Genomic DNA, 23127 nt, shown 5'->3' with positions numbered 1-23127 from the left:
GTCATGATGAAAAGCGGAATAAAGCTGTCCATATCGCTGTTCGCGCTGCTGGCGGCGCAATCGGCCTTGGCCCAGGCGGTCGAAGACAAAGGTGCCGGGGAGGCGACCGACGGCGACATCATCGTTACCGGCATGCGTGCCAGCCTGTCGTCGGCGCAGAATATCAAGCGCAACGCCCGGCAATTGGTGGACTCGGTCGTGGCCGAGGATATCGGCAAGCTGCCTGACAATAATGTTGTGGAGGCGCTTCAGCGCGTGCCGGGCATCCAGGTATCGCCCCGCGCCCGCGGCGAGTCCGCGACCGTGCTGATCCGCGGCCTTCCCGACGTGGTGACGCTGGTCAACGGCCGCAACATCTTCAGCACCACCGGCCGCTCGCTCTCGCTGGCGGACGTGCCCGCCGACCTCGTTGCCGGGGTGGACGTCTACAAGTCGCGCTCCGCCGATCAGTTGGAAGGTGGCATCGCCGGCCTCATCAACGTCCGCACCCGTCGCCCCTTCGACTTCAAGGGCTTCGAGTTCGCGCTGGCGGGCCGCGAAGTCTATAGCGAGCAGCCCGACAGAATCGATCCCTATGCCAGCGCGCTGATCAGCAACCGCTGGTCGACCGGCATAGGAGAGATCGGCGCCCTGATCAGCCTTTCCTATCACAAGACCCGCTATCGCGACGAAACCATCTATAGCGGCGGCTATTTCGGCTATAATCTCGACAACAGCCGAGCGCCCTACACGCCGGGCGTGCCGCTCGATCCCCGCGGCACCAGCCCGACCGATCCCAAGGCCTTCCGTACCGACGTGATCGGCGCTTTCGACCGGATCGGCACCCGCACCCGCCCGGCGGTCAACGCCACGCTGCAATGGGCGCCGGACGATCGACTGACCATCCACGCCGACGGCCTGTTCTACGGCTATCGCGAACGTGGCAACAGCAATCAGAATTTTACGTCGATGAACGGCGCGCTGCTGGCGCCGCTTGTGTTCGTGGACGACACCAAGCTGGTCCAGTCGCTCAGCATAGCCAACGGTCGCGTGGCCAATTTCGGCGGCGCCTACCGGAACAAGGCCGATCGTTGGCAGGGCGCGCTGGGCGCCGACTGGACCAGCGGCGACTGGAAGGCCGCGACGGAATTCTCCTACACCCGGTCGAAGGCGACCGATGTGGGCAATAATCTGGACGTGGACTTTATCGCCTCGCGCACCGACGCGGTGTTCAATGATGGCTCGGGCGCGCCCCATTTCACCCTGCCCAATGACGATATGGCCGATCCGGGGCGTTACTATCTCTCGCGCCTGTCCACCACCCGCACGGTCGGCGACGGCAAGGAGCTGGCCTGGCGCGGCGATCTGTCCTGGCGCGCGCCCTTCCTCATCTTCTCCGGCCTCGACGCCGGCATCCGCCTCAGCAAGCGCAACGCCAAATCCGACAGCTTCACCCAGACCATCAACTGCTCCGCGACCGGTGCGGTGCAATGCTACAGCATCAAGGCGGCGAGCTTGCCCGGCCTGATGACGGTGACCCCCGGCGATTTCTACACCGGGACGCGCCAGTTCGTGCGGCAATGGGCGACGCCGACCACCGGTTATCTGCTGAACAATATCGGCTCGCTGCGCCAGTTGTTCGGCCTTGCGCCGGGCGATCCGGCCTTTCAGGATACCCAGCATTTCGACATCGAGGAAAAGAACTATGCCGGCTATGGCCAGGCCAATGTGGAAGTCGGCCGACTGGACGGCCAGATCGGCATGCGCGTCATCCGCACCGACATCACCTCCAACGCCTTCCTGGTCCTGCGCGGCGCGACATCGCCCGTCACCATCCGCAACAAGAGCACCGACATTCTCCCCAGCCTGGCACTGCGCTACAAGCTGAAGGACAATCTCTTCCTGCGCTTCGCCGCCAGCAAGACGATCACCCGGCCCAGTTTCGCCCAGCTCAATCCAGCGCTCACCCTCACGCCGCCCGTACCGGGGCAACAACCCTTCGGCCGCGGCTCCAGCGGCAATGCCGACCTGAAGCCGGTGCGGTCGGACAATTATGACCTCTCGCTCGAATGGTATATCGATCGGTCCAGTTCGATCACCGCGACGATCTTCCGCCGCGACGTCACCGGCTTCATCCAGTCGGTCACCAGCAATTTCGACATCGACTATCTGGGCGCGGACAATGGCGTCTATCAGATCACCCGGCCGGAAAATTCCGGGTCCGGCAAGTTGCAGGGGATCGAGGGCGGCTTCACCTTCTTCCCCAAGGGCCTGCCAGGCTGGTTGGACGGCATCGGCATCAGCGCCAACGGCACCTATATTGACGGCAAGAACAAGGCGCTGTCGCCCTTGCCCGGCGTCACCGGCTATATGGACATCCCGTTCCAGAACGTGTCCAAATATTCTGCCACCGGCACCTTCATCTATGAAAAGGGCGGCTTCTCCGCCCGCGCCTCCTATGTCTGGCGCGACACCTATAATGCCGGGCTGCACTTTACCGGCGTCAATCCCAACTTCATCACCAACGGCCAGATCAGCAATCTCGACCTGTCCTTCTCCTATGAACTCAATCCCAGCTTCACCATCGTCGCCGATGCGACCAATGTGCTGAAAAATCTCTATCAGACCTCGTTCAACGACCCCGGCCTCTATCCGCGCGACACGGTTCTCTACACGCGCACATTCGCCGTCGGGTTCCGGGCGAAGATCTGATGTTCCTATCGAGAGGATGCCATATGACGATTTCCAGGGTGATCGCTTCGCTATCCGTGCTGATGGCGCTGCCGCAGGGCGCCGGGGCGCAGGACACAAGACAGGTCGCGATCAGCGTGGACGCGGGCAAAGCCGTGGGCAAGCTGCCGCCCGTCTGGCGCTTCTTCGGCGCGGACGAACCCAATTATGCGACCATGAAAGACGGCCGCAAATTGCTGGTCGAATTGGGCGAACTAAAAAAGGGGCAGGTCTATTTCCGCGCCCATAATCTTCTGAGCAGTGGCGATGGCACGGCCGCCTTCAAATGGGGCAGCACCAACGCCTATACCGAGACGACGGATGGCAAGCCGGTCTATAACTGGGCGATCGTAGACGGCATCATCGACGCCTATCTGGCGGAGGGCATCCGCCCTTATCTCCAGATCGGCTTCACCCCCGAAGCCATGGCCAACGCTCCGGCGGGCACGCCCTATCGTCATAGCTGGCGTCCCGGCTTCGCCTATAATCTGATCGCGACGGGTTGGACCTATCCGCCAAAGGATTATGAAAAATGGGCGGAGCTGATCCATCAATGGACGCTCCACAATATCGAACGCTATGGCCGGGCCGAGGTCGAGAAATGGTATTTCGAGGTCTGGAACGAACCCAACAGCCCCTTCTACTGGAGCGCCAGTCCCGAGGAATTCTACAAGCTGCACGACTATGCCATCGCAGCCGTGCGCAAGGCGCTGCCCACCGCGCGCGTCGGTGGACCGGACGTCGCGGGGCCGGGCGGCGCCTTCATGGACGGCTTCCTCAAGCACGTCTCTTCCGGCAAAAATTATGCGACCGGTGAAACCGGCACGCCGACGGACTTCCTGTCCTTCCATGCCAAGGGTAAGCCGACCTTCGTCGACGGCCATGTTCGCATGGGCATCGCCACCCATTTACGTGAAACCGATGGCGGCTTTACGAAAGTCCTGTCGATCCCCTCGCTCGCCGGCAAGCCGGTCGTGATCGGTGAAAGCGATCCCGAAGGCTGCGCCGCCTGTCCGGGACCGGCCAACGCCTATCGCAACGGCACCATGTATAGCAGCTACACCGCCGCCAGCTTCGCGCGCATCTGGGAACTGGCCGAAAGGCGGAAGGTCAATCTGGAAGGCGTCGTATCCTGGTCCTTCGAGTTCGAGGACCAGCCCTGGTTCGCGGGCTATCGCCAGCTATCGACCAACGGCGTCGATCTGCCGGTGCTCAACGTATTCCGCCTGTTCGCGCAACTGGGCGAAACGAAACTGGCGACCACGAACAGCGCGCAGGTGCCGCTTGATGCGCTGATGAAGAATGGGGTGCGGGGGGATGCCGATATCGGCTCCATCGCCACCCGCATTGCCGATGGCAAGGTCGCGCTGCTCGTCTGGCATTATCATGACGACGATGTCGCCGGGCCGGACGCCCAGATCCGGCTCAGCCTGAACGGGATCAAGGGCAAGCCAGCGCAGGCCAAGCTGTGGCGGGTCGATGGCGACCATGCCAACGCCTTTTCGGCCTGGCAAAAGATGGGTTCGCCCCAATCGCCCAATCAGGACCAGTATAAGCAACTGGAGGCCGCTTCGGTCATGCACGCGGAAACGCTGCCCGTCGCGACGGGTCAGCGCGGCGGCGCCAGCATCGACCTGCGCCTGCCGCGTCAGGGCGTCGCGCTGATCGTCCTCGACGGTCAGTAAGGGCAAGAAATGGAGGCCATGACACAAAGACGGGCGACGGCCCATCGGGGGCGCTGGGCGATTGCGGCGATGATTACCGTCGCCATCGCCATCAGCTATCTCGATCGGCAGACGCTGCCCTGGGCGATCAAATATATCGAGGCCGATATCCCGATCGGCAACCAGACCAAGGCCGTCCTCGATTCCGCCTTCCTCGCCACCTATGGCCTCATGTATCTGGGCGGCGGCTGGCTCCTCGATCGGGTGGGGACGCGCCGGGGCTTTCTGGCGATCATGATCTTCTGGTCGCTCGCCTGCGCCAGCCATGGGTTGGCGGGCGGCATCGCCGCGCTGGTGGTCAGCCGGTTGCTGCTGGGGGTGGGCGAAGGCGGCGGCTTTCCGGCGGCGACCCGCGCCATCGCCGAATGGTTTCCGGCGCAGCGTCGCGCTGCCGCCATGGGGCTGGTCAATGCCGGGACCGCGGTCGGCGCGGTGATTGCCCCGCCGCTGATCGCAGGCATATTGGCCTATGGCGACTGGTTCGGCCTGTCGAGCTGGCGCTGGGTCTTCTTTGTTACCGGCGCTTTCGGGCTGGGTTGGGCGCTCTGGTGGTTCGCGACCTATCGCACGCCGCCGGTCGTGGACAGCGACACGCATGAAGCAGACGGCCCCGCCCCGACCATCGCGATGCTGCTGGCGCGCCGGGAAGTGCGCGGCCTGGTCGCCGCCAAGTTCCTGAGTGACGGCGCCTGGTATTTCTACCTGTTTTGGCTGCCCAAATATCTGTTCGAAGCGCATGGTTTCGACCTGAAACAGGCCGCGACGATCGGCTGGATACCCTATGCTGCCTCCGGCGTGGGCAGCCTGTGCGGTGGCTGGCTCTCCAGCCGCCTCCTGTCCACTGGCCGGTCGGTCGATGCCGCGCGCAAGATCGCCCTGGGGCTTAGCGCCACCTGTATGCCCTGGGTCATGCTCGCCCCCACGACCGGGTCGATCGCGGCGATCATCGCGATCTTCAGCCTCGCCTTCTTCGGACAGCAAAGCTGGTCGACGCTGGTCATGACCCTGCCGACCGATCTCGCGCCACGCAGCGCGCTTGGCCGTCTCGCTGGCCTCGTCGGCCTGGGTGGCGCGTTCGGCGGCATCGTCATGGGGCAGGCGGCCGGCTGGGCGCTCGACGCCGGGCTTGGCTACACGCCGGTGCTGACCGTCGCGGCGACCCTGCATCTGATCGCCTTCGCGCTGATCTGCCTCGCCATTCCCCGCATTTCACGTCTCACCTTCATGCGAAAGGCCGTTCCTTGAAAATCACCGAAATCCGCACCCGCGTCGTCCAGTGGGAAGGCGAGACCGTGCCGCTGCCACCGCATTTCTGCACGAACCCGATGGATATCGTCTCGCCGATGCTGTCGCCCGAGACGATGGGCACCTTCACCTTCCATGGCTGGCTGATCGTGGAAATCTTTACGGACGCAGGGCTGGTCGGCATCGGCAACGCCGCGCTCGCGCCGCTCGTCACCAAGCAGATGATCGACCAATATCTCAGCCCCCTGCTGATTGGCCAGAACCCGTGGGACAGCGAGTTCCTGTGGCAGCACATGTATCGCAAGACCATGGCGTTCGGGCGCAAGGGCGTGGCGCTGGTCGCGATCTCCGCGCTCGACATCGCGATCTGGGACTTGATGGGCAAGGCTGCCAAACAACCCGTGTTTCGCCTGCTGGGTGGCCGGACCAAGGCGAAAATCCCGGTCTATGCCAGCCGCCTCTATTCGATCCCGCTGAATGAGCTGGCGCAGGAAGCCGCCGCCTACAAGGCGCAAGGTTATAAGGCGATGAAGCTGCGCTTCGGCTGGGGGCCGATCGACGGGGCCGCGGGCATGACGCGCAACGTGGAATTGATCCGCACCGTGCGCGAAACCGTGGGCGACGAAATCGACATCATGGCGGACGCCTATATGGGCTGGAGCCTGGACTATGCCAAACGCATGATGCGCCTGATCGAGCCCTTCAACCTGCGCTGGCTGGAGGAGGCGATCATCCCAGACGACATCAACGGCTATCATGAACTGCGCCGCTTCGGCACGACGCCGATCGCGGCGGGCGAACATGAGTTCACCAGCTACGGCTTCCGCCAGATGATCGAGGCCAAGGCGCTCGACTATTTCCAGTTCGACACCAACCGCGTGGGCGGCATCACCGCCGCCCGCAAGATTCAGGCGCTGGCTGAGGCCTATTCCATCCCCGTCGTCCCCCATGCCGGGCAGATGCATAATTATCATGTCGTGATGGCCAGCCTGAACAGCCCCATCGCTGAATATTTCCCGATGGTCGATGTGGAGGTCGGCAACGAACTTTTCTGGTATATCTTCAAGGGCGAGCCACAGGCGGTGGACGGCCATATCGATCTGGACGACAACCTCCCCGGTCTGGGTCTCGCCATCGACGAGGCCGCTCTCTCTCGCTTCAAGGTGATCGGATGATGAACAGGAAAGTGGCCGTTCTCGGCTTGGGTCTGATGGGCGGGGGCATGGCGCGGCAATTGCTGGGGGCGGGCTTCGATGTGGCGGTCTGGAACCGCAGCCCCGACAAGGCGGCGGCGCTGGGCGAAGCTGGCGCAAGGATCGCGACCACGCCCGCCGATGCAGCGGCGGGTGCGGCCATCGTCATCGCCATGCTCGCCGACGACAGCGTGTCAGATATTGTATGGACCGGTGCGCACGGTGCGCTCGCGGCGATGAGTCCTGATTCAATAGCTATCGATTCCAGTACGTTAACTGATATATGGGTGACGACACTGGCCGATCTTGCGGCAAAGTACGGCGTCCGTTTCCTCGAAGCCCCCGTCACCGGCAGTCGCGATCAGGCGGCGCAAGGCGCCTTGCGCTTTCTGGTCGGTGGCGACCCAGCGACGCTGGCAGATGCCCGCCCGGTTTTCGAGGCCATGGGCAGTGCGATCGTCCATCTCGGCCCGGTCGGCAGCGCCGCGACGGTGAAGCTCGCCAACAACTTCCTGTGCGGCGTTCAAGCGGCCAGCCTGGCCGAAGCCATCGCTCTGTTGGAAAAACGCGGACTGGACATCGAACAGGCGATGGCGATCCTCACCGATGGTGCCCCTGGCAGTCCGATGGTGAAAGGCGTGGGTCGCCGGATGCTCGACCGCGACTATGCGCCGCATTTCCTCGTCCCGTTGATGGCCAAGGATCTGGGCTACGCCGCGCAAGCGCTCGCCGATGTCGGCATTATCTCCGCCATGGCCCAGGCCGCAAGGCAATGTTTCGTAGAGGCGGCCGCTGCCGGCGAGGGGCATCGCGACATAGCGGCGATCGTGGAGCCGCTCCGGAAAGTCTGAAAACCGAGAGGGAGAGGCGCGGATGAAAAAACGCGCGATACTGTCCATGTCGTTGTTCGCAGCGATCATCTCGCCGCTCTCGCCTGCCGTTGCGCAGGACAAGGCGCCCATCGCCGCGGCCTTGACCGCCAGCATTATGCTGCACGCCGACACGCCCGGAGCAGCGATCGACCGCCCGATATTCAGCCCGGTCGCCGAGCATCCGGGTCGGGCCGGTATCCAAATCCCCAATATGCGCGTCGCCACCGAAAGACATTCTGACCGACCGCATTCTCCTCAAGATCCGCAACCGAGCAAGGCGTGATGATTTGCCGGTTGCAGGCACCGGGATCGTGGATGATAGTCTGCTTCGTGGATGAACCTTTGCCAGGAGATCCGACCTGCGTAGCCAATTGCCCATATCGACAGGCCTGGCGCCTGTGCGCGCAGCGCTGTTCGCCTGATGGAAACCATCGGCCGCGACCTTAATGAGATGCAGCGCGTGCCGCTGGCCGACGATCATGTCGAAGCCCTGCGCGCGGCTGGCGCGTCGGCAACCTACCCGGCGGACAGTTATATCGTCCAGCCCGGCGATCCGGTCGATTGCTTCGTCTATGTCGAGGATGGCGAGATCGAGGTTGTCGATGCCTTTACGGGCGCGCGTTACGGCTCGTCCACTCTTGGTCCGGCGCAATTCATGGCAGAGATATCCTTTCTGAGCGGCGGCGTCTGGACGATGCCGATGCGGGCCGTGCGCGATACGCAGGTGATCGAGGTGCCGCGTGCCGCCATGTTGCGGCTGATGGCCGAGATGCCGGAGATGTCCGATATCATCATCACGGTCCTATCGGCCCGGCGACGGCGCCAGCTCGATAATCGGGACGGCACGCTGGTGCTGATCGGTGAGGAAGACGACCGCGATATTCGCTGCATTGCCGAATTTGCCAGCCGCAACCGCCTGCCTTTCGCGTCCCATGCCATCGGGTCACCGGAAGCGGAACGGGTTGCAAGGAGTTGCGCCATAGCGATCGGCCAGCCCGCGGTGATCTTCGGCCGCGATCGGGCGATCGCACAGCCTACGCCGCACAAGGTGGCGGAACTGCTGGGCCTCAATCGTGATGTTGCCCAATGTGAGGCGTTCGACGTGCTGATCGTCGGCGGCGGCCCGGCAGGTGTCGCGGCGGGTGTCTATGCCGGCGCGGAAGGGCTGAATGCCCTCGTCGTCGAGGATATCGCGATCGGCGGCCAGGCGGGTACATCGAGCCGGATCGAAAATTATATGGGCTTTCCGACCGGCATTTCCGGCGCCGACCTTCTATGGCGGGGCGAAGTCCAGGCGATGAAGTTCGGCACGCGATTCGTCATGCCCCGCCGGGTCGAACGCTTGGAACGGCTGGACAGCGGCCAATTCTGCGCGACATTCGACAATGGGCATCAGGTGCGGGCGGGGGCGGTCGTCGTGGCGACCGGAGTACAATATCGACGCCTTCCCATCGCCCGTTTTGCGGAGTTTGAAGGTGCCGGCATCTATTATGCGGCCACCGAGAATGAAGCGCGCTATTGCAGCGGCGCTGAGGCGATCGTCATAGGCGGCGGCAATTCCGCGGGGCAGGCGGCCATGTACCTCAGCCGCTCGGCCGATCATGTCCGCCTCTTGGTCCGGGGTACGTCGCTCGCCACATCCATGTCCCACTATCTGTCGAGCCGCCTGGAGGCCGACCCCAAGATCAGCATCGAATATGAAACCCATATTGTCGCACTGCATGGATCGCAGGCGCTCGACGGGGTGACGATCCAGAAGGAGGGCGCCGCCCCCCGCACCATGCCGGTCTGCGCCATGTTCGTCATGGTCGGCGCCGCGCCCAATACGCAGTGGCTGACAGGACTTGTCACCCTGGATGACAAGGGCTTCGTCATGACGGGCGACGCGGTCGATGCCGGCTCGCCCTATGCCACCTCCTGCCCGGGCATTTTTGCGGTCGGCGATGTCCGTTCTGGCTCGGTCAAGCGGGTGGCGTCTTCGGTTGGCGAGGGGTCGGTCGTCATCTCGAAGGTCTGGGACTTTCTGAACGGCTAGGCGGCGCAGCGCACAAGGTCTTGCGCGCGTAAATATGGCCGTAAAAGGTCAAATCGGACATGCTCTGGGGCGGGAAAAGAAGATGCTGACGGGTCTTCCTTATTCGGCAGATCGGGCCGGCGACAGCAGGAACACCACATAGCCGCGAAATTGGGGCTGTCTGGCAAGCATCGATGGCGCAACCCATTGTCCACCTTCGACAATCGCGACCCGGAAGGGAATGGGAAAGCCATCCATCCGTCGAAAATAATCTTCGTAGCCTGCAATCGTCGTGCGTCCCTGATAGGTCTGTATCACCACTTCATCAATGATGCGGGCGAGGCCTGCCAGCGCTTGCGGATCGCCATGCGCGCTCCAGTCCATCAGCCCCGTAATCGACAGTCGCCAAGAACGCGGCAGGCGCTGGCGCAGGTCGCGCAGGAAAGTCTCATATGTGTCGATGCCCCGCGTGGCGGCATCGAAATCGATCTGGAGGCCCGCGACGCGATTGCCTGCCTCTCGCCAGCGGTTGAGATCGTCAAAAATGGCCGCGTAGGTGGTTTCGTTCCAGTCGAGCCGATCCGCCCGGACCACCAGCCAGACCGTCTTGCCGGAAAGGCGGGGAACGCCCATGCGCAGCCGCTCCAGACGGGACAGTCCACCGCGGCGCACTTCTCCGTCGAGCAGATAGACCGTCTTCGGCTGCAAAGTCTTGTCGGGATGGACGCCTGGCCAGAGGTAAAAGGCGTCATAGGCCGCCGGGTTAACGGTGGTTGCGTCATTCGCCGCCTGACGCTGGCAACCGCCCAGCATCATGGCCACCAGCAGCGCCATCCGCCAGCCTGCCGACCGGATCATCACCAATAATAGCGCAGGGCCTTGGCCCACTGACTGTTCGGATAACGCTGCTTCAACTCTGTGAACCACGCCTTGCGGTCACCTTTGGGCGCTTGTGCCGCATCCATCTCGTCATAATTGCGGTGAGGACCGCCACAATTGCTGTAGCCCGACGGCGCGTAGCACATCACTGCGCGATACAGGGCATAGGCGCGGTTCTCCGGTGCTGCCTTTTTGTCGGCGATAATCGCGGCATAGATATCGGATCGCGACACGGGGCGGCCGGGAAAGCCATCTGGCCCGTTGCCCAGAGCCATGGCATTCTCGCCAGGGTTGAACAGGCTGAAGCCGTCGAAGCCGTTCAACCGATAGAAGTCGCCCAGGCATAGCCGCGCCTTGGCATCGGCGGGCGTGCGCGTGAGCGTCGCTGCGGTTTGGGCGACAGCCGGGCATGGGAAGCCATCCGACCATTTGCCCGTGCGGAACAGGCCGGCGGGAATGCTATCCTGCTGCGTGAAATCCCATAGCCCCGCGGCGCTGTCGGCATTGGCGGGGAGCAGCGCCAGATCCTTGGCAAAATCAGCGTAAGCGCCCTTGTTCAAATCCTTGTACAGCAAGGTGAAGCGGGCGATGTCCCGTTCGCGTGCGGGCCGGGCGACGTCCTGCGCGCTGTCCCGCAGGATGGCGGGTGTCGCCAGGCTTTGCAGCAGGATCGAGCGGATGCTCGTGTCAGTGACGGGCGAACCGGGTGCAAAAATCTGCGCTACCCGTCCGTCGCGCTGCCAGCGTATGGCGAGGCCCATTTCGACCAGAGGCCGCTCATAGCGTGGACTGGCTCCGCCTAACAAGTCGCGCCAGAACCCCACTTCATTGGGATCGCGCGACTTGGCAAGCGCCATGCCGCGCAGCATCTGACGGCTGAAGGTGATCGGCGTGAAGCGGCTTGCGCGGGCTGCGTCTGGCAGCAGGGTCAGGATCGCCCTTGGGTCTTCTCCCGCATAATAGCTGCGGCTGGCCTGGAGCAGTCCGTATAGATCGCCATGCGCCGCAAACTGGTCTTTTTGCGCCGCGAGGTCGGCGGCGGACAGTCCGGCGGCGTCATCCGCCGGCCTGCGCATCCGCTTGAGGTCGGACACGGCGAGCAGAAGCGGCAGGTTCCGCTGCCCGTCGATAATCGCGCCCGCATCCGGCCGTTCCAGCAGCTTGATGTCGATTTCCTCGGCCAGATCGGCAGCGGCTTCATCGTTTCCGGGCGTTGCGGCGAGGAGTGTCTCATAGCTCTGGGCTAGCGCCGCCATGTCGCCGCTCAGCCATGCAACCCGGCGCATCAGCCCTTGCGCCGACGCTGCATAGCGTCCCTTGGGATAGGCCTTCAGATAGGCTGCAATGCTGTCCCGCGCTTCGCCTATGGCGATGCGATCAGCTTTGTCGGGGCCGGCAAAATCCCCATATTCGGTGACCGCGCTCGATATGGCCGCCCGCAGGCCGATACGTATCGGCATATATTGAGCAGTTTCGGCAACCCACCGGCTGCGCGCGCGGGTCAGGGCAGCGAAGCCTTGTCTGGCGGCGAACCAATCGTTCCGGTGGAACGCGTCGGCAGCCTTGAGATAGGCGAGATACTCGCGGCCCGGCTTGCTGGAGATTGGCGTATCCCATGTCGCGTCACTACATCCCGTTCTCGTGCGCAGACGAGCCAGCGCGCCGCGATCCCCAGCCGGCAGGCCCGGCTCGGCGTTCAGCGCCGCGGCAAAGGCCAGGATCGCATCCGACGACGCGCCGCAGCCCGGCGTTGCGTCCGCCGCCTGGCTGGCGCTTTCGTTGCTGGCTGGCGCGGGTTGCGGCCAAAACGCAGCCCGCATACCCGGCCATGACATGAAGATTTGCCCGAACTGTGGATTGTCGATCTCCGTCACCGCGCTTGCGGGCTGGACCTGCCCAGGCCGAAGACTTTGCATCAGGAGCAGCAGGTTGATCCGTGTGTCATTCCCCGGGCTGATCGCAGCGCGGCCGTCGCAATCATAATCCTGCAAAGCCAGTCGCCATTCCGGCGAGCAGGATGAATCCGCACAGGCCCAGAGCGCTCCGCTCAGCGCGACACTCGAAAATATCAGCGCCGCCAGCAGGGTTGCGACTGGATGTCGGCGGGCCGATCGAAGGCCATGGCGCATGATGCGGCGTGCTGGGGTCGGTTTCATCATCCTTTCGTAACTGAACAATTGATCGCTTCAGCGCAATCACGAACGGCAACGGATCGGCCATACGGACCGATCCTCCTTCCCAGAGCCGAGGTTCAGCCGGATCAAGCCGTTCTGTGGCATCGCCACTTGCTACGGCAAGCATCCGGCCAATCATCGCGCCGCCTTGAAAGTCGTGCGCCAGGCGGCAGATTCTCTCAGTAGCGGTAGCCGAGCGTGAATCCGTAGGTCCGCGGCGGCAGCCAGGTGGCGCCGATGACGCGTCCGGTGGAAATCGCGAAGGTGGAACTGGCCCGAAGCGTGTCCGCGATATTCTTGATCCACAACGACGCCGTGACGTCCTCCTTGTTGGAGGTCCAGCGCAACGCCGCGTCGAACAGCGTGAAGGCCTTGGCGCCCTCGCTCAGACGATTGAATTCGGTGAAATAGATGGTGCTCTTGCCCGACATGTCGCCCGACAAAGTGACCGTGCCCATGTCGCTATGATCGACAAGATCCAGTTCACCATGAACATTATAGGACCATTTCGGTGAGTTGCGCGTGCGGTTGCCCGCCAACTGTATCTGGCACCCGCCGACATTCGCGCTGCCGTCGACGCAGGGCGCACCAAAAGCAGTGGGGTCGGGGTTGGTGACGGGGTTATAGGCCGGCTGCCCCGGCTGTGAGACATTGCGCGGATCCAGCGGATCAAGCGTCAGAAAATCCTTATATTTACTATCTGTATAGGACAGGCCACCCGATAGGCGGACCCGATGCATCGGCCGCAGCATCCACTCGATTTCGACACCTTTCGCTTCGGTCCTCGCGGCATTTTCGAAGATCGTCGTGTAGCCGGTAGGGCCGCCGCCGATCGTCTTGTTGATCTGCAGATCCTTCAGCTTGTACCAATAGCCCGCGAGATTGAGGGTCAACATGCGATCGAACAGGTCGAGTTTCGCGCCGACTTCATGGTTCTTCATCTTTTCCGGTTTCACGATCGTCGAGCTGCCCGCGGCGTTCTCGCCCGATCCGGCCTTGAAGCCTTCGGAATAGGTATAATAAAGCAGCGTATTGCCGTTCGGTTGCCAGTTAAGGCCGATTTCCGGGGTGAAATCCTTGAACGTCTTCTGCCGGTAGGTGCCACCTTCGGTATAAGGCGCATCGGTGTAGGCCAGCACCGACCCTACGGCCGGATTGGCGTTGGCGGTCATGACGACCGACATATTGGCGGTCGATACCTTTTCATGACTGAAACGGCCGCCCAGTTTCAGTGTCAGATTATTGAGGCCGATCGCTTTTTCCAGGTCGAAATTGAGCTGACCGAACGCTGCCCAGGCTTCGGTATTGAGCCGCGAGCGCAGGCACACACGGTTAGGCGCGACGCCATCGGAAAAGCCGCACAGATAATCGGCATAGGCGAGGCCGATCGAACCCGGTGCCGCGACCTTGCCGTCGATGATGGTCGGTCGCGTCGCGAGAAAGCCGATATTGCTGGCCATGCCATAGGAGGACGTCAGGCCGACCTGGTCGCGCGGTCGCTGATGCTCGCCGAAATAATAGAGACCGACGACGCCGTCGACGATGTCGCTGTCATATTTGACCTGAAATTCGTTGCTCCATTGCTTCGAATTGATCGTCCGCGTTTGCACGGTCGTAGCGGTCGGCAGCCGGTTGACTACCGCTGAAATATCGAGATCCTGAATTAGCTGGGTCTTGAAATCGCGGTAATTTGCGACATTGGTGATGGAGAAGGCGTCACTGAATTCCCAGTTGAAGGTCGCGGTATAGGACTGGCTCTTGGTGTTGACCGAGGGCGGCTCATCGCTGCCCAGGTCGCGTGGTTTGGTCGCAATGCCGGCCGGGCCAAGGGGTGCGAGGCGCGCGACTCCCGGAAAGGCGTCGCCATAATAATGGACCGCGCCGCTATTATCGTCCTGACGGAAATATTCCGCCGAGAGCAGCAGGTCCGCTTTTTCGGAAAAAAGGATTTGGGCCTGGCCGCGCACCATCTTGCGATTGAGATCGTCGACGTCCCAGTTGTTGAACGGATCCTTGCCATAGCCATCGCGCACTTCGCTCTTAGCTGCGAGGCGCAAGCGCAGCCAGTCGGCGACAGGGCCGGAAACCGCGGCCTCCGTCGTGAGCGCCTGATAGTTGCCGTAGCTGAGGCGTGCATAGCCGCTCAGCCTGTCTGTGGGCTTGGCCGTGATGATATTGATCGAGCCACCGACGGCGTTACGGCCGTAAAGGCTACCCTGCGGGCCGCGCAGCACCTCAACGCGCTCGACGTCGAAGAGGGAGGTCAGTTGCGCTTCCGCGCGGGCGACATAGGCGCCATCGACATGGAGCGCGACGCCGGTGCTGCTGCCGGTGGTCGACGTATTGGCGCCTACACCGCGGATGAAGACCTTTGCCTGGTTAAAGTCGTTGCCGAAGGTGACAGATGGCACCAGCTGCTGCATGTCCTGCAGGTTGCTGATCCCGGCATTGGCCAGCGTGTCGGCGCCAATGGCGGATACCGCGACGCTGACATCCTGCAATGATTGCGCGCGCTTTTGCGCCGTCACGATGATTTCATTATAGCCGTTGTCGGCGGAGCCATTGTCTTGCGCCACCGCCGTATGCGCCATGGCAAGCGCCATGGCAGACGCCGATAAGGTCATGTGCTTCCGCAGTGTCGGCATCATCTCTCTCCCTGTTTTGTGTCACCGGCTTGAACCAGTCCCGTCTCCTTTTATCCATGATGCCACCCTGCATCCAGAAAAATGTGTTCCAAGGATACAAATGGCCATCGGATTCTTGCGCGCCGCCGCAAGGCATCAGCCCGGCCGGACGTTTCCCCTAGACGATGACTGATCACCGGCAAGATGATTTCAACAGGGTTGAGCATAACGCATGAGCCGATGAGCGCTTCTCGTTGGCCGGTTTTCACGGCTTAGCCTAGCCGGTCCTCGACACAAGATTATCGGGGGCACCATGACACGACCATTTCGCCACGCGCTGACGATCGCCTTGCTGGGCTCTGCCGGCTGGCAGGGCGGCGCGCTGGCAGCCGACGCGCCCGCGGCGGATGCGGCCGGCAGCCTGGACATTGTGGTGCTGGGCAGCCGCAGCGCCGACCGCACCGTAGCGCAGAGCACCGCGCCGATCGACGTGGTCGGCAACGACGCGCTGGTCGCCACGGGCGGCGCGGCGGGCCAGTTGCGCGACGCGCTGTCGGCGCTCGTGCCCAGCTTCAAGGTCGATACCGGGTCCAACGCCGCCTACAACACCTTCGGCCGTCCGGCGGGCCTGCGCGGCCTGTCGGGCGCGCATGTGCTGGTGCTGGTCAACGGCAAGCGCCGCCATCCCAGCTCGGTCCCGCTGCCGACGACCGCACAGGCGTCGGGCGCGAACGCCGTCGATCTCGACCAGATCCCGATGAGCGCGATCGACCATGTCGAAATCCTGCGCGACGGCGCGGCGGCGCAATATGGCTCCGACGCGGTCGCCGGGGTCATCAACATCGTCCTCAAGAAGGATGCGTCGGGCGGTTCGGTCACCATCTATGGCGGCGAGCGCTATCGCGGCGACGGCGAGCAGGCGCAGGTACGGCTGAACTATGGCTTCAAATTGCCGAACGAGGGCTTCCTCAACCTGTCGGCCGATTATTTCTTCCAGGATTTCGCCTTCCGTCCCGGCCTGGCCACGGTGCAGAACTATCCGAAGATCAACGGCCAGCCCGACCCGCGCGAAGCGACGCGCGACCGCCACCTGACCCGCGGCGGCGGCTGCGCTTCCGCGCCACGATCGACTGGATGGAAAGCCATGACGACCAATGGGCCGATATATTGGCCAAGGCCACCGGCATCGACCGCGACTATTATCTGGAATGGCGCCGCCTGAAGAAGAACAGGACCCGACTGGTGCCGATCGACGACAAGGCGATCGCCGACCAGCAGTCCGCCGCCCACCTGTTCCGTCGTTTCGACGTGACGAAGGCGCATTTCGATGCGGCTCCTTTATGGGACAGGCGCTTCGAAGCGATCCTGTCCTGATCCGGCGTATCGGTTTTGGCGGGGCTTCGCCGTTATGGACAGATGTGCTAGCGGGTCGAGATGAAGAAATATGATCTAGCGAGTGGGGCCAACGACGAAGGATCGGGGCGCCGCCGTCAGATATTGGAAATCGCGGCGCAATTGTTCGCTAAAAAGGGATATCGCGGAACGTCGATGCGCGACATCGGCGAGCAGGCCGGCGTGTTGGGCGGTTCGCTCTACCACCATATAAAGTCTAAAGACGCGCTGTTCGTCGAACTGCACAATGCGGCGCTGGATGCCGCCGAAAACAGCATCGCCCACGCTGTTCGCGTGCAGGACGAGCCGTGGGCCAGATTGGCGGCGGCCTGCGCGGCCTTGCTGGAAATCCAGCTGGCGCCTGATTCGCTGACGATGCCGATGATGAACGATTTTCGCGAGGTGCCCGATGCGGTGCGCGAACAGCTGATCGCGCGGCGTGATCGGTTCGAAGAGATTTTCCGGTCGCTGGTCACTTCCTTGCCGCTACCCCCTCATATCGATCGTTCGATCTACCGCAACCTGTTGTTGTCGCAGCTCAATTCGGCATCGGACTGGTATCGCGACGGACGTTTGTCGCCCAGCGAGATTGCTGCTCAGATCGTTGCGATCTTCCGGCGCGAATAAGGCCTTCGAGGATGACCAGACCCCCTGAACAACGCGCCGACATTGACTGTAACACATGTTTGGTATAGTTGCAGCGCTGCGCTTTGAGGAGAGGCCCGATGTTGAGCTATGTTCCCCCGATCGACGATTACCGCTTCCTGCTGACGCAGGTGCTGGGCTTTGATGCGGCGATGGCGGAGACAGGCAAGGAAGTCGACGCCGACCTGGCCGTCGCGGTGCTGGAGGAAGCGGGGCGCATGTGCGCCGATCGGCTGCACCCGCTCAATCGCCATGGCGATGAAGAAGGCAGCCGCCTTATCGACGGCAACGTGGTCACGCCGACCGGGTTTGCTGACGCCTGGCGCGATTTCGTTGCCGCAGGCTGGGCCTCCATGTCTGCCGATCCGGCCCATGGCGGTCAGGGCCTGCCCTTCATCCTCCAGTTGTGGCTGGATGAAATGCTGTCTGCGGTGAATCTGTCCTTTGGCCTGTTTCCAGGCCTCACCCGCGGCGCCTGCGAAGCGATTGCGGCCCATGCCAGCGATGCGCTGAAAACCGCCTATCTGCCGCGAATGGTGAGCGGCGAATGGACCGGCGCCATGGCTCTGACCGAAAGTGGGGCCGGCACGGACCTGGCCCTGCTCAAGACCAAAGCCGTGCCGCAGGACGACGGCAGCTTTGCCGTGACCGGGCAGAAAATCTTCATTTCGTCGGGCGACCATGATTTTGGCGGCAACATCGTCCACCTCGTTCTCGCGCGCCTGCCCGATGCACCGGCTGGGGTGAAGGGAATCAGCCTGTTTCTGGTGCCCAAATATCTGCCCGACGCGGATGGCGAATTCACGATACGCAACGGCATGTCGGTCGGGGCGCTGGAAAAAAAGATGGGCATCCATGCCCAGCCGACCTGCGTAATGAATTACGACGAGGCGACCGGCTGGCTGGTTGGCGCGCCGAACAAGGGACTAGCCGCCATGTTCACGATGATGAACGCGGAGCGGCTGATGGTCGGCATCCAGGGACTGGGCGTCGCCGGTGCGGCCTATCAGCAGGCCGCGGGTTATGCCAAGGAGCGGCTCCAGGGACGCAGCGCCGATGGTGCGCGTGGGCCGGTGGCGATCATCGACCATGCCGATGTGCGGCGGATGCTGCTCAACATCCGCGCCTTTGTCGAGGCCGGGCGGGCATTGGGCGGCTGGACCGCGCTACAACTCGATCGGGCGCATCATCATCCCGACGCGGCAGAGCGGACCAAGGCCGACGCGCTGGTCGCGCTGCTGACGCCGGTGGTGAAGGCCGCTTTCACGGACTTCGGTTTTGAAAGCGCGGTGCAGGCACAGCAGGTGTTCGGCGGTCATGGCTACATCCGCGAATGGGGCATGGAGCAATATGTCCGCGATGCGCGCATTGCCCAAATTTATGAAGGCACCAACGGTGTGCAGGCTATGGACCTGGTCGGGCGCAAGCTGGCGCTTGCGGACGGCGCCGTGGTCGAGGGCTATTTCGCGTCTGTTGCGGCTGATCTGGATGCGGCCGGCACCATCGATGTGGCGGACAAGACGCGGGCGGCACTCGCCCTGCTGCGCACCGCCACGGCGTCGTTGCAGGACGCGAATGGAGATGCGGCTGGTGCGGCGGCAGTCGATTATCTGCGGCTGTTCGCGCTTGTATCCATGGGGTGGATGTGGACGCGCATGGCCGCGGCGGCACAGGGTGACGATCCCCTCCACACCGGCAAGCGTATCGTCGCCGATTTCTTCGCGCAGCGGATGCTGCCCCAGGCGCACAGCCTGGCGGCCAGCATCGCGGCGGGCCAAACGTCCATCATGGCGCTCGGCGCGGAAAGTTTTTGAGCGACGCATATTCTATGTGAAATCGCGCAGCGGCGCGTAGTTCGCCGCTGCGCGATGATGTTCATGCCGGTCCGGGGCCGATCTGCCGATCAGCCCAGCCGCGTCACAGCTTCACGCGGAAATCCACGCCATAGCTGGTGGGCTCTCCATAGGTATTGCCGGCATAGCCAAGGCTGCCGAAGTCGATGCCGTAGAGCCGATATTTTTCGTTGAAGATATTCTTGCCCCAGAAGGCCAACTCCGCCTTCGCACCGTTGAGATCAATGTTTGTCAGGGAGATTCTGCCATTGACCAGATGGCGCGGCGCGCCGGCGATGTCGTCATTATAGGGCGTGCCGACGGTCGTCGGGTGATAATAGATTTTCGTCCGATAATCATAGTCGCCCCGGACTGACAGCCGCCCGAACGATAATTCCGCGACATCCCATTGCGCATAGGCGCTGACCGTCGTCGTCGCGCCGACCAGGAAGCGTGCGCTATCCTTCACGTCCACGATCTGGTTGGTCGTGGGATCGAGGATCAGGAACTGCTTATATTTGCGGTTGGTGTAGCCCAAATTGGCGCCCAATGTGAGGGTATCGATGGGCTTGACCGTAAGTTCGGCCTCAATCCCCCAATAGCGCGCCTTGCCCGCATTGACGGTGATGCTGGACGCGCCGCTGGTTCCGGCCTGGAACTGCTGAAGCTGCAAGTCGGAATGGCTGGCATAGAAGCCGGTCAGGTTCAGGCGCAGGCGCCGGTCGAGCCAGTCGGACTTGATGCCCGCTTCATAAGAGGTCAGCGATTCCGGGTCGAAGCCGGAATTGATCGAACGGGCGTTGAAGCCACCTGCCTTGTAGCCGGATGCGGTGCGGGCATAGACCAGCATAGAGGGCGTCGCCTGCCAGTTGATGCTTGCGGCATAGTTGAAGCGGCTGAAACTGGCATCCAGTTCGCGGACCTGTGGCGCGCGCTGCACCAGATGCTTCTTGTCATGGGTATAGCGAATGCCGCCCGTCACGCTCAGCGTGTCGGTCAGCTTGTAGCTGCCCTGCGCGAAGGCCGCCGCCGACTTGTTATAATGGTCATAATCGGTCAGCGACGAAAGCTGCACGCCGAAGCTGTTGAGCGACACGGTGGGCGTTAGTGGAATGGGCACGGGCGACGGGAGGATCAGCAGGAAGTTTTGCGGATTATATTCGGACGAATGTTCGTGGAAATAATAGCCGCCCAACACATATTCGAACCGATCGCCAATGTCCCCGAGCAGGTTGATTTCCTGCGAGAATTGATGCTGGCGCCGATGGTTCTGGGTGCTGAACAGGTCGATCGGGGTGACGCCCAGCGGATTGAAGCTGAAGGGCGGAGCCAGAATTTCCGGGCCGACGGTGAAGCCGACCAGACCCGAATTACCGTCCAGATCGTCGCGTGCGTTCCGGTTCGTCCAGCGTCGGAAGCCGGTGAGCGATCGCACGGTCACCCCGCCCAGATCCAGTTCCGCCGTCAGCGTGTGGCCGATCACGCGATCGGTCATCTTCCCCTGGTTGAGGGGGATGCTGTCCAGTCGATCGGGCGAAAATACGGGCGCGCTGCCGCCAAAAGCGGATGATGCCTGAAGATAGGCCAGGACGTCGGGCCGGATCACGGTCAGCTGGAAAGCCGGCGCATAGCTTTCGCGCTTCGACCAGTCGAACCCATAATCGAGCTTCAGCGCGCCAGATTCGAACTGGACCGCGCCGCGGACCGCGTCGAGTACATAGGCGCCCGGATCGCGATTGTCGGGCGCATTGACGTCGTCGACATAACCGTCGCGTTCCTTGTGCAGATAGGTCAGCCGTGCCTTGAGGCCGCTATTGGCGATATTGCCGCTGTCGACCGAGGTCTTGAGGCTGTAATAGCCGTAATTGCCCGCCGATCCGTCGATCGAGGCGTGGAAGTCGTCGGCAGGCTTGGCGGTGATGAGGTTGACGGCGCCGCCGATCGTGTTGCGACCATAAAGCGTACCCTGCGGCCCGCGCAGCACTTCGATCCGTTCCAGGTCGAGAATGTCGAACGCGCTGCCTGCGGCACGGCCCAGGATGATGCCATCGACATAGATGCCGACCGGGCTGTCCGACGTCAGGATGGGATCGATGTCGCCGACGCCGCGGATGAACAATTGCATGTTGGTGGAGGAGGCGGGCGATGTCGTCACCGACAGGCTGGGCGCCACCGCTGTCAGGTCGGCGGCAGAGGCGATGCCCTTGTCGCGGATCATGTCGGCGTTGAGGGCAGTCACCGCGATCGGCGTGGATTGCAGATTTTCTGCCCGCTTTTGCGCGGTCACGACGATGTCGGCGATGCCGCTCGTACTGGTGTCTGCCGCTTCGCTCTGCGCTATGGCCGGCCCGGCCGCGAAGATGAGGGCGACGCCGCCCAGCAGAAAATAGCGCAACTTCATGGTCACTTTACAGTTCCTTCCCCGTCCAATGTGTTCTTGTTCCTGCGAGCGTCAGGCGCGCACCTGACCGAACTGGTCCGCAATCTCGCGGACGGCGGCAGCGATGTCGTTGCGGCGATAGCCGAGCAAGGCGACCTCAACGGCGTTCGGCGCATAGTCGATCCAGTTGCCCCGCCCTTGCGGGATAGCGACGTCGGGCAGCAGCGGCAGTTCCGCGTCCCGCTCTTCGACCTGGACGGATCGGCCTGCCGCGTCGAAGAAGAGCTGGAAATAGGCGCGGAAGGACATGGTCTCGTCGCCCACCAGATAGGCTTTGCCCGGCTTGCCACGGAGCAATGCGCCTTCCAGGGCTTGCGACAGCGATCGATAGGACATGAAATTGGTGCCGCCGGTCGGCGCATAGGGCTCGATTGGAATATGTCCCTCGGCCCATTGCATATAGGGTGCGAAGATGGCGCTGGGCAGGCCGGGCACCGTGCCGACCATGAAGGGCGCGTTCACGCTGATCACGTCGAAACCCGGCCGCCCCTGCGCGCGTGCGCCTTCGCAGGCGGCCAGACGGGAACGGATATAGCTATTGTCCGCCAGCAGTTCCGGCGCGGCTTGCGGATAGAAGCTGCCGAGCTGGATGGCACGGCTGACCCCGGCATCCCGGCACGCGGCGAACAGCGCGGGGACTGCCTCATGATTGGCCTTCAGCAGGAAGGCGTCGAAATCCCCGCCTTGCGGCACATGACGCGGGTCGTTCCCGGCGGCGAAAATCACCCAGTCGAACCCTGCGAGCCGGTCCGGCGTGAAATCGCCCGCGACATAGTCGCCCTGCAGGAAGGGCATCGCCGCCATCGGGGTCGATGCGAGCGGCGCGTTGCGGCCTGCGACCGTGACATCATGGCCCTGTACGGCCATGTGGATCGCAGCATGGCCGCCGAGCGCGCCTGTGCCGCCGATCACCAATAGCTTCATAGCGTCATATCCTTGAACAGGTTTATGGAGGTTCCGGCGTTGACCGGACGTGTTTCGGTCCAGTCGAGCAACAGGCTGCGCCGGGTGAAGCGCCATCCTTCAGCATCGCGCCGCCACGCATCCTGATAGCGGATCGCCCAGACCAGAATGGCGTCGCGATCGCGCAGCAGATGGCTGGCGGCGCAATAGGTTTCGCCGACGGCGGCATCCTCGTCGATGGCCACGACCTGCTGTTGCACGGCATGGCGGGTAGCGCGATACATATGGTCGAGTGCATCGATCGACTGGAGGCAGGCGTCCCGACCCTGGGTGATGAAGCCTGGCCCTTCGATCACGCACTCTTCCGCCAGCACCTGCCGCCACAGCGCCTTGTCGCGCCGGTCCGCCCCGATGGCATAGAGGTCCGCTGCCTGCCGCAGCAGATTTTGGTCGATCATCAGGGAAAGGGCGTCAGCCATGC

At 62.9% G+C, this 23127-nt stretch carries 18 protein-coding genes; 11 read left to right on the top strand and 7 right to left on the bottom strand.

Features of this window, described 5'->3' with window-relative positions; translation table 11 throughout:
• Positions 1–3: 3 nt before the first annotated feature.
• The 7 genes from ABT375_RS21455 (at position 4) to ABT375_RS21425 (ending at position 9778) form a co-directional block, all read left to right on the top strand.
• Positions 4–2691, top strand: coding sequence for a TonB-dependent receptor (locus ABT375_RS21455; RefSeq protein WP_416465169.1), 2688 nt, complete (start codon positions 4–6; stop codon positions 2689–2691).
• Between the two features lie 23 nt (positions 2692–2714).
• Entirely contained in the window at positions 2715–4394 is a 1680-nt protein-coding gene (locus tag ABT375_RS21450) for a GH39 family glycosyl hydrolase (RefSeq protein WP_416465167.1), read from the top strand.
• 18 nt (positions 4395–4412) lie between these two features.
• Entirely contained in the window at positions 4413–5678 is a 1266-nt protein-coding gene (locus tag ABT375_RS21445; RefSeq protein ID WP_416465165.1) for an MFS transporter, read from the top strand.
• The gene (locus ABT375_RS21440; RefSeq protein WP_416465163.1) at positions 5675–6853 is read left to right on the top strand and encodes an L-rhamnonate dehydratase; all 1179 of its coding nucleotides are present in this window, start codon (positions 5675–5677) and stop codon (positions 6851–6853) included. Before ABT375_RS21445 ends, ABT375_RS21440 begins: the two co-directional genes overlap by 4 nt.
• Positions 6850–7722 (top strand): NAD(P)-dependent oxidoreductase, encoded by an 873-nt coding sequence (locus ABT375_RS21435; protein ID WP_416465161.1) that lies wholly within the window; start codon positions 6850–6852, stop codon positions 7720–7722. The genes ABT375_RS21440 and ABT375_RS21435 overlap by 4 nt, the downstream gene beginning before the upstream one ends.
• Positions 7723–7744: 22 nt before the next feature.
• Positions 7745–8026 (top strand): hypothetical protein, encoded by a 282-nt coding sequence (locus ABT375_RS21430; protein WP_416465159.1) that lies wholly within the window; start codon positions 7745–7747, stop codon positions 8024–8026.
• 138 nt (positions 8027–8164) lie between these two features.
• Positions 8165–9778: an FAD-dependent oxidoreductase gene (locus ABT375_RS21425; protein ID WP_416465157.1), complete on the top strand. Its 1614-nt coding sequence runs from the start codon at positions 8165–8167 to the stop codon at positions 9776–9778.
• Between the two features lie 99 nt (positions 9779–9877).
• Here ABT375_RS21425 and ABT375_RS21420 read toward each other — a convergent pair whose 3' ends face one another.
• The 4 genes from ABT375_RS21420 to ABT375_RS21405 form a co-directional block, all read right to left on the bottom strand.
• A complete protein-coding gene (locus tag ABT375_RS21420) occupies positions 9878–10591 on the bottom strand; it encodes a DUF3142 domain-containing protein (RefSeq protein WP_416465155.1) in 714 nt (237 codons plus the stop codon).
• 23 nt (positions 10592–10614) lie between these two features.
• Positions 10615–12456 (bottom strand): hypothetical protein, encoded by a 1842-nt coding sequence (locus ABT375_RS21415; RefSeq protein ID WP_416465153.1) that lies wholly within the window; start codon positions 12454–12456, stop codon positions 10615–10617.
• Positions 12457–12613: 157 nt separating this feature from the next.
• Entirely contained in the window at positions 12614–12856 is a 243-nt protein-coding gene (locus tag ABT375_RS21410; protein WP_416465151.1) for a hypothetical protein, read from the bottom strand.
• A gap of 133 nt (positions 12857–12989) precedes the next feature.
• Positions 12990–15401, bottom strand: coding sequence for a TonB-dependent receptor (locus ABT375_RS21405; protein WP_416465149.1), 2412 nt, complete (start codon positions 15399–15401; stop codon positions 12990–12992).
• A gap of 346 nt (positions 15402–15747) precedes the next feature.
• Here ABT375_RS21405 and ABT375_RS21400 point away from each other — a divergent pair, with 346 nt between their 5' ends.
• The 4 genes from ABT375_RS21400 (at position 15748) to ABT375_RS21385 (ending at position 19285) form a co-directional block, all read left to right on the top strand.
• Positions 15748–16656, top strand: a complete 909-nt coding sequence (locus ABT375_RS21400; protein ID WP_416465147.1) for a TonB-dependent receptor plug domain-containing protein — start codon at positions 15748–15750, stop codon at positions 16654–16656.
• The gene (locus ABT375_RS21395; RefSeq protein ID WP_261936851.1) at positions 16602–16808 is read left to right on the top strand and encodes a hypothetical protein; all 207 of its coding nucleotides are present in this window, start codon (positions 16602–16604) and stop codon (positions 16806–16808) included. Before ABT375_RS21400 ends, ABT375_RS21395 begins: the two co-directional genes overlap by 55 nt.
• Before the next feature lie 60 nt (positions 16809–16868).
• Positions 16869–17453, top strand: a complete 585-nt coding sequence (locus ABT375_RS21390) for a TetR/AcrR family transcriptional regulator (RefSeq protein WP_261936850.1) — start codon at positions 16869–16871, stop codon at positions 17451–17453.
• A gap of 98 nt (positions 17454–17551) precedes the next feature.
• Positions 17552–19285, top strand: a complete 1734-nt coding sequence (locus ABT375_RS21385; RefSeq protein ID WP_416465144.1) for an acyl-CoA dehydrogenase family protein — start codon at positions 17552–17554, stop codon at positions 19283–19285.
• A 103-nt stretch (positions 19286–19388) separates the two neighbouring features.
• On the opposite strand, the gene ABT375_RS21380 is transcribed toward ABT375_RS21385, so the two are convergent.
• The 3 genes from ABT375_RS21380 to ABT375_RS21370 are packed head-to-tail and all read right to left on the bottom strand — an operon-like array spanning position 19389 to position 23125.
• Positions 19389–21704 carry a TonB-dependent receptor gene (locus ABT375_RS21380; protein ID WP_416465894.1) on the bottom strand — a complete coding sequence of 772 codons (2316 nt, stop codon included), beginning with the start codon at positions 21702–21704 and terminating at the stop codon, positions 19389–19391.
• A 51-nt stretch (positions 21705–21755) separates the two neighbouring features.
• A complete protein-coding gene (locus ABT375_RS21375) occupies positions 21756–22667 on the bottom strand; it encodes an NAD-dependent epimerase/dehydratase family protein (protein ID WP_416465142.1) in 912 nt (303 codons plus the stop codon).
• On the bottom strand, positions 22664–23125 hold the full coding sequence (locus ABT375_RS21370) for a nuclear transport factor 2 family protein (RefSeq protein ID WP_416465139.1): 462 nt from the start codon (positions 23123–23125) through the stop codon (positions 22664–22666). Before ABT375_RS21370 ends, ABT375_RS21375 begins: the two co-directional genes overlap by 4 nt.
• Positions 23126–23127 lie beyond the last annotated feature (2 nt).

Source organism: Sphingomonas sp. VDB2 (assembly GCF_047946695.1).
In the GTDB taxonomy this organism is placed as follows: Bacteria; Pseudomonadota; Alphaproteobacteria; order Sphingomonadales; family Sphingomonadaceae; genus Sphingobium; species Sphingobium bisphenolicum.
Note: the sequence above shows the minus strand (reverse complement) of the source record. Positions and strands in the feature narration are given on the sequence as shown.

Excerpts from the sequence above, each read along its gene's own strand:
- ABT375_RS21455 (WP_416465169.1), top strand. The coding sequence starts at position 4 with ATGATGAAAAGCGGAATAAAGCTGTCCATATCGCTGTTCGCGCTGCTG.
- ABT375_RS21450 (WP_416465167.1), top strand. The coding sequence starts at position 2,715 with ATGACGATTTCCAGGGTGATCGCTTCGCTATCCGTGCTGATGGCGCTG.
- ABT375_RS21445 (WP_416465165.1), top strand. The coding sequence starts at position 4,413 with ATGACACAAAGACGGGCGACGGCCCATCGGGGGCGCTGGGCGATTGCG.
- ABT375_RS21435 (WP_416465161.1), top strand. The coding sequence starts at position 6,850 with ATGATGAACAGGAAAGTGGCCGTTCTCGGCTTGGGTCTGATGGGCGGG.
- ABT375_RS21430 (WP_416465159.1), top strand. The coding sequence starts at position 7,745 with ATGAAAAAACGCGCGATACTGTCCATGTCGTTGTTCGCAGCGATCATC.
- ABT375_RS21425 (WP_416465157.1), top strand. The coding sequence starts at position 8,165 with ATGGAAACCATCGGCCGCGACCTTAATGAGATGCAGCGCGTGCCGCTG.
- ABT375_RS21420 (WP_416465155.1), bottom strand. The coding sequence starts at position 10,591 with ATGGCGCTGCTGGTGGCCATGATGCTGGGCGGTTGCCAGCGTCAGGCG.
- ABT375_RS21415 (WP_416465153.1), bottom strand. The coding sequence starts at position 12,456 with ATGCGGGCTGCGTTTTGGCCGCAACCCGCGCCAGCCAGCAACGAAAGC.
- ABT375_RS21410 (WP_416465151.1), bottom strand. The coding sequence starts at position 12,856 with ATGGCCGATCCGTTGCCGTTCGTGATTGCGCTGAAGCGATCAATTGTT.
- ABT375_RS21405 (WP_416465149.1), bottom strand. The coding sequence starts at position 15,401 with ATGGCGCATACGGCGGTGGCGCAAGACAATGGCTCCGCCGACAACGGC.
- ABT375_RS21400 (WP_416465147.1), top strand. The coding sequence starts at position 15,748 with ATGACACGACCATTTCGCCACGCGCTGACGATCGCCTTGCTGGGCTCT.
- ABT375_RS21390 (WP_261936850.1), top strand. The coding sequence starts at position 16,869 with ATGAAGAAATATGATCTAGCGAGTGGGGCCAACGACGAAGGATCGGGG.
- ABT375_RS21385 (WP_416465144.1), top strand. The coding sequence starts at position 17,552 with ATGTTGAGCTATGTTCCCCCGATCGACGATTACCGCTTCCTGCTGACG.
- ABT375_RS21380 (WP_416465894.1), bottom strand. The coding sequence starts at position 21,704 with ATGAAGTTGCGCTATTTTCTGCTGGGCGGCGTCGCCCTCATCTTCGCG.
- ABT375_RS21375 (WP_416465142.1), bottom strand. The coding sequence starts at position 22,667 with ATGAAGCTATTGGTGATCGGCGGCACAGGCGCGCTCGGCGGCCATGCT.
- ABT375_RS21370 (WP_416465139.1), bottom strand. The coding sequence starts at position 23,125 with ATGGCTGACGCCCTTTCCCTGATGATCGACCAAAATCTGCTGCGGCAG.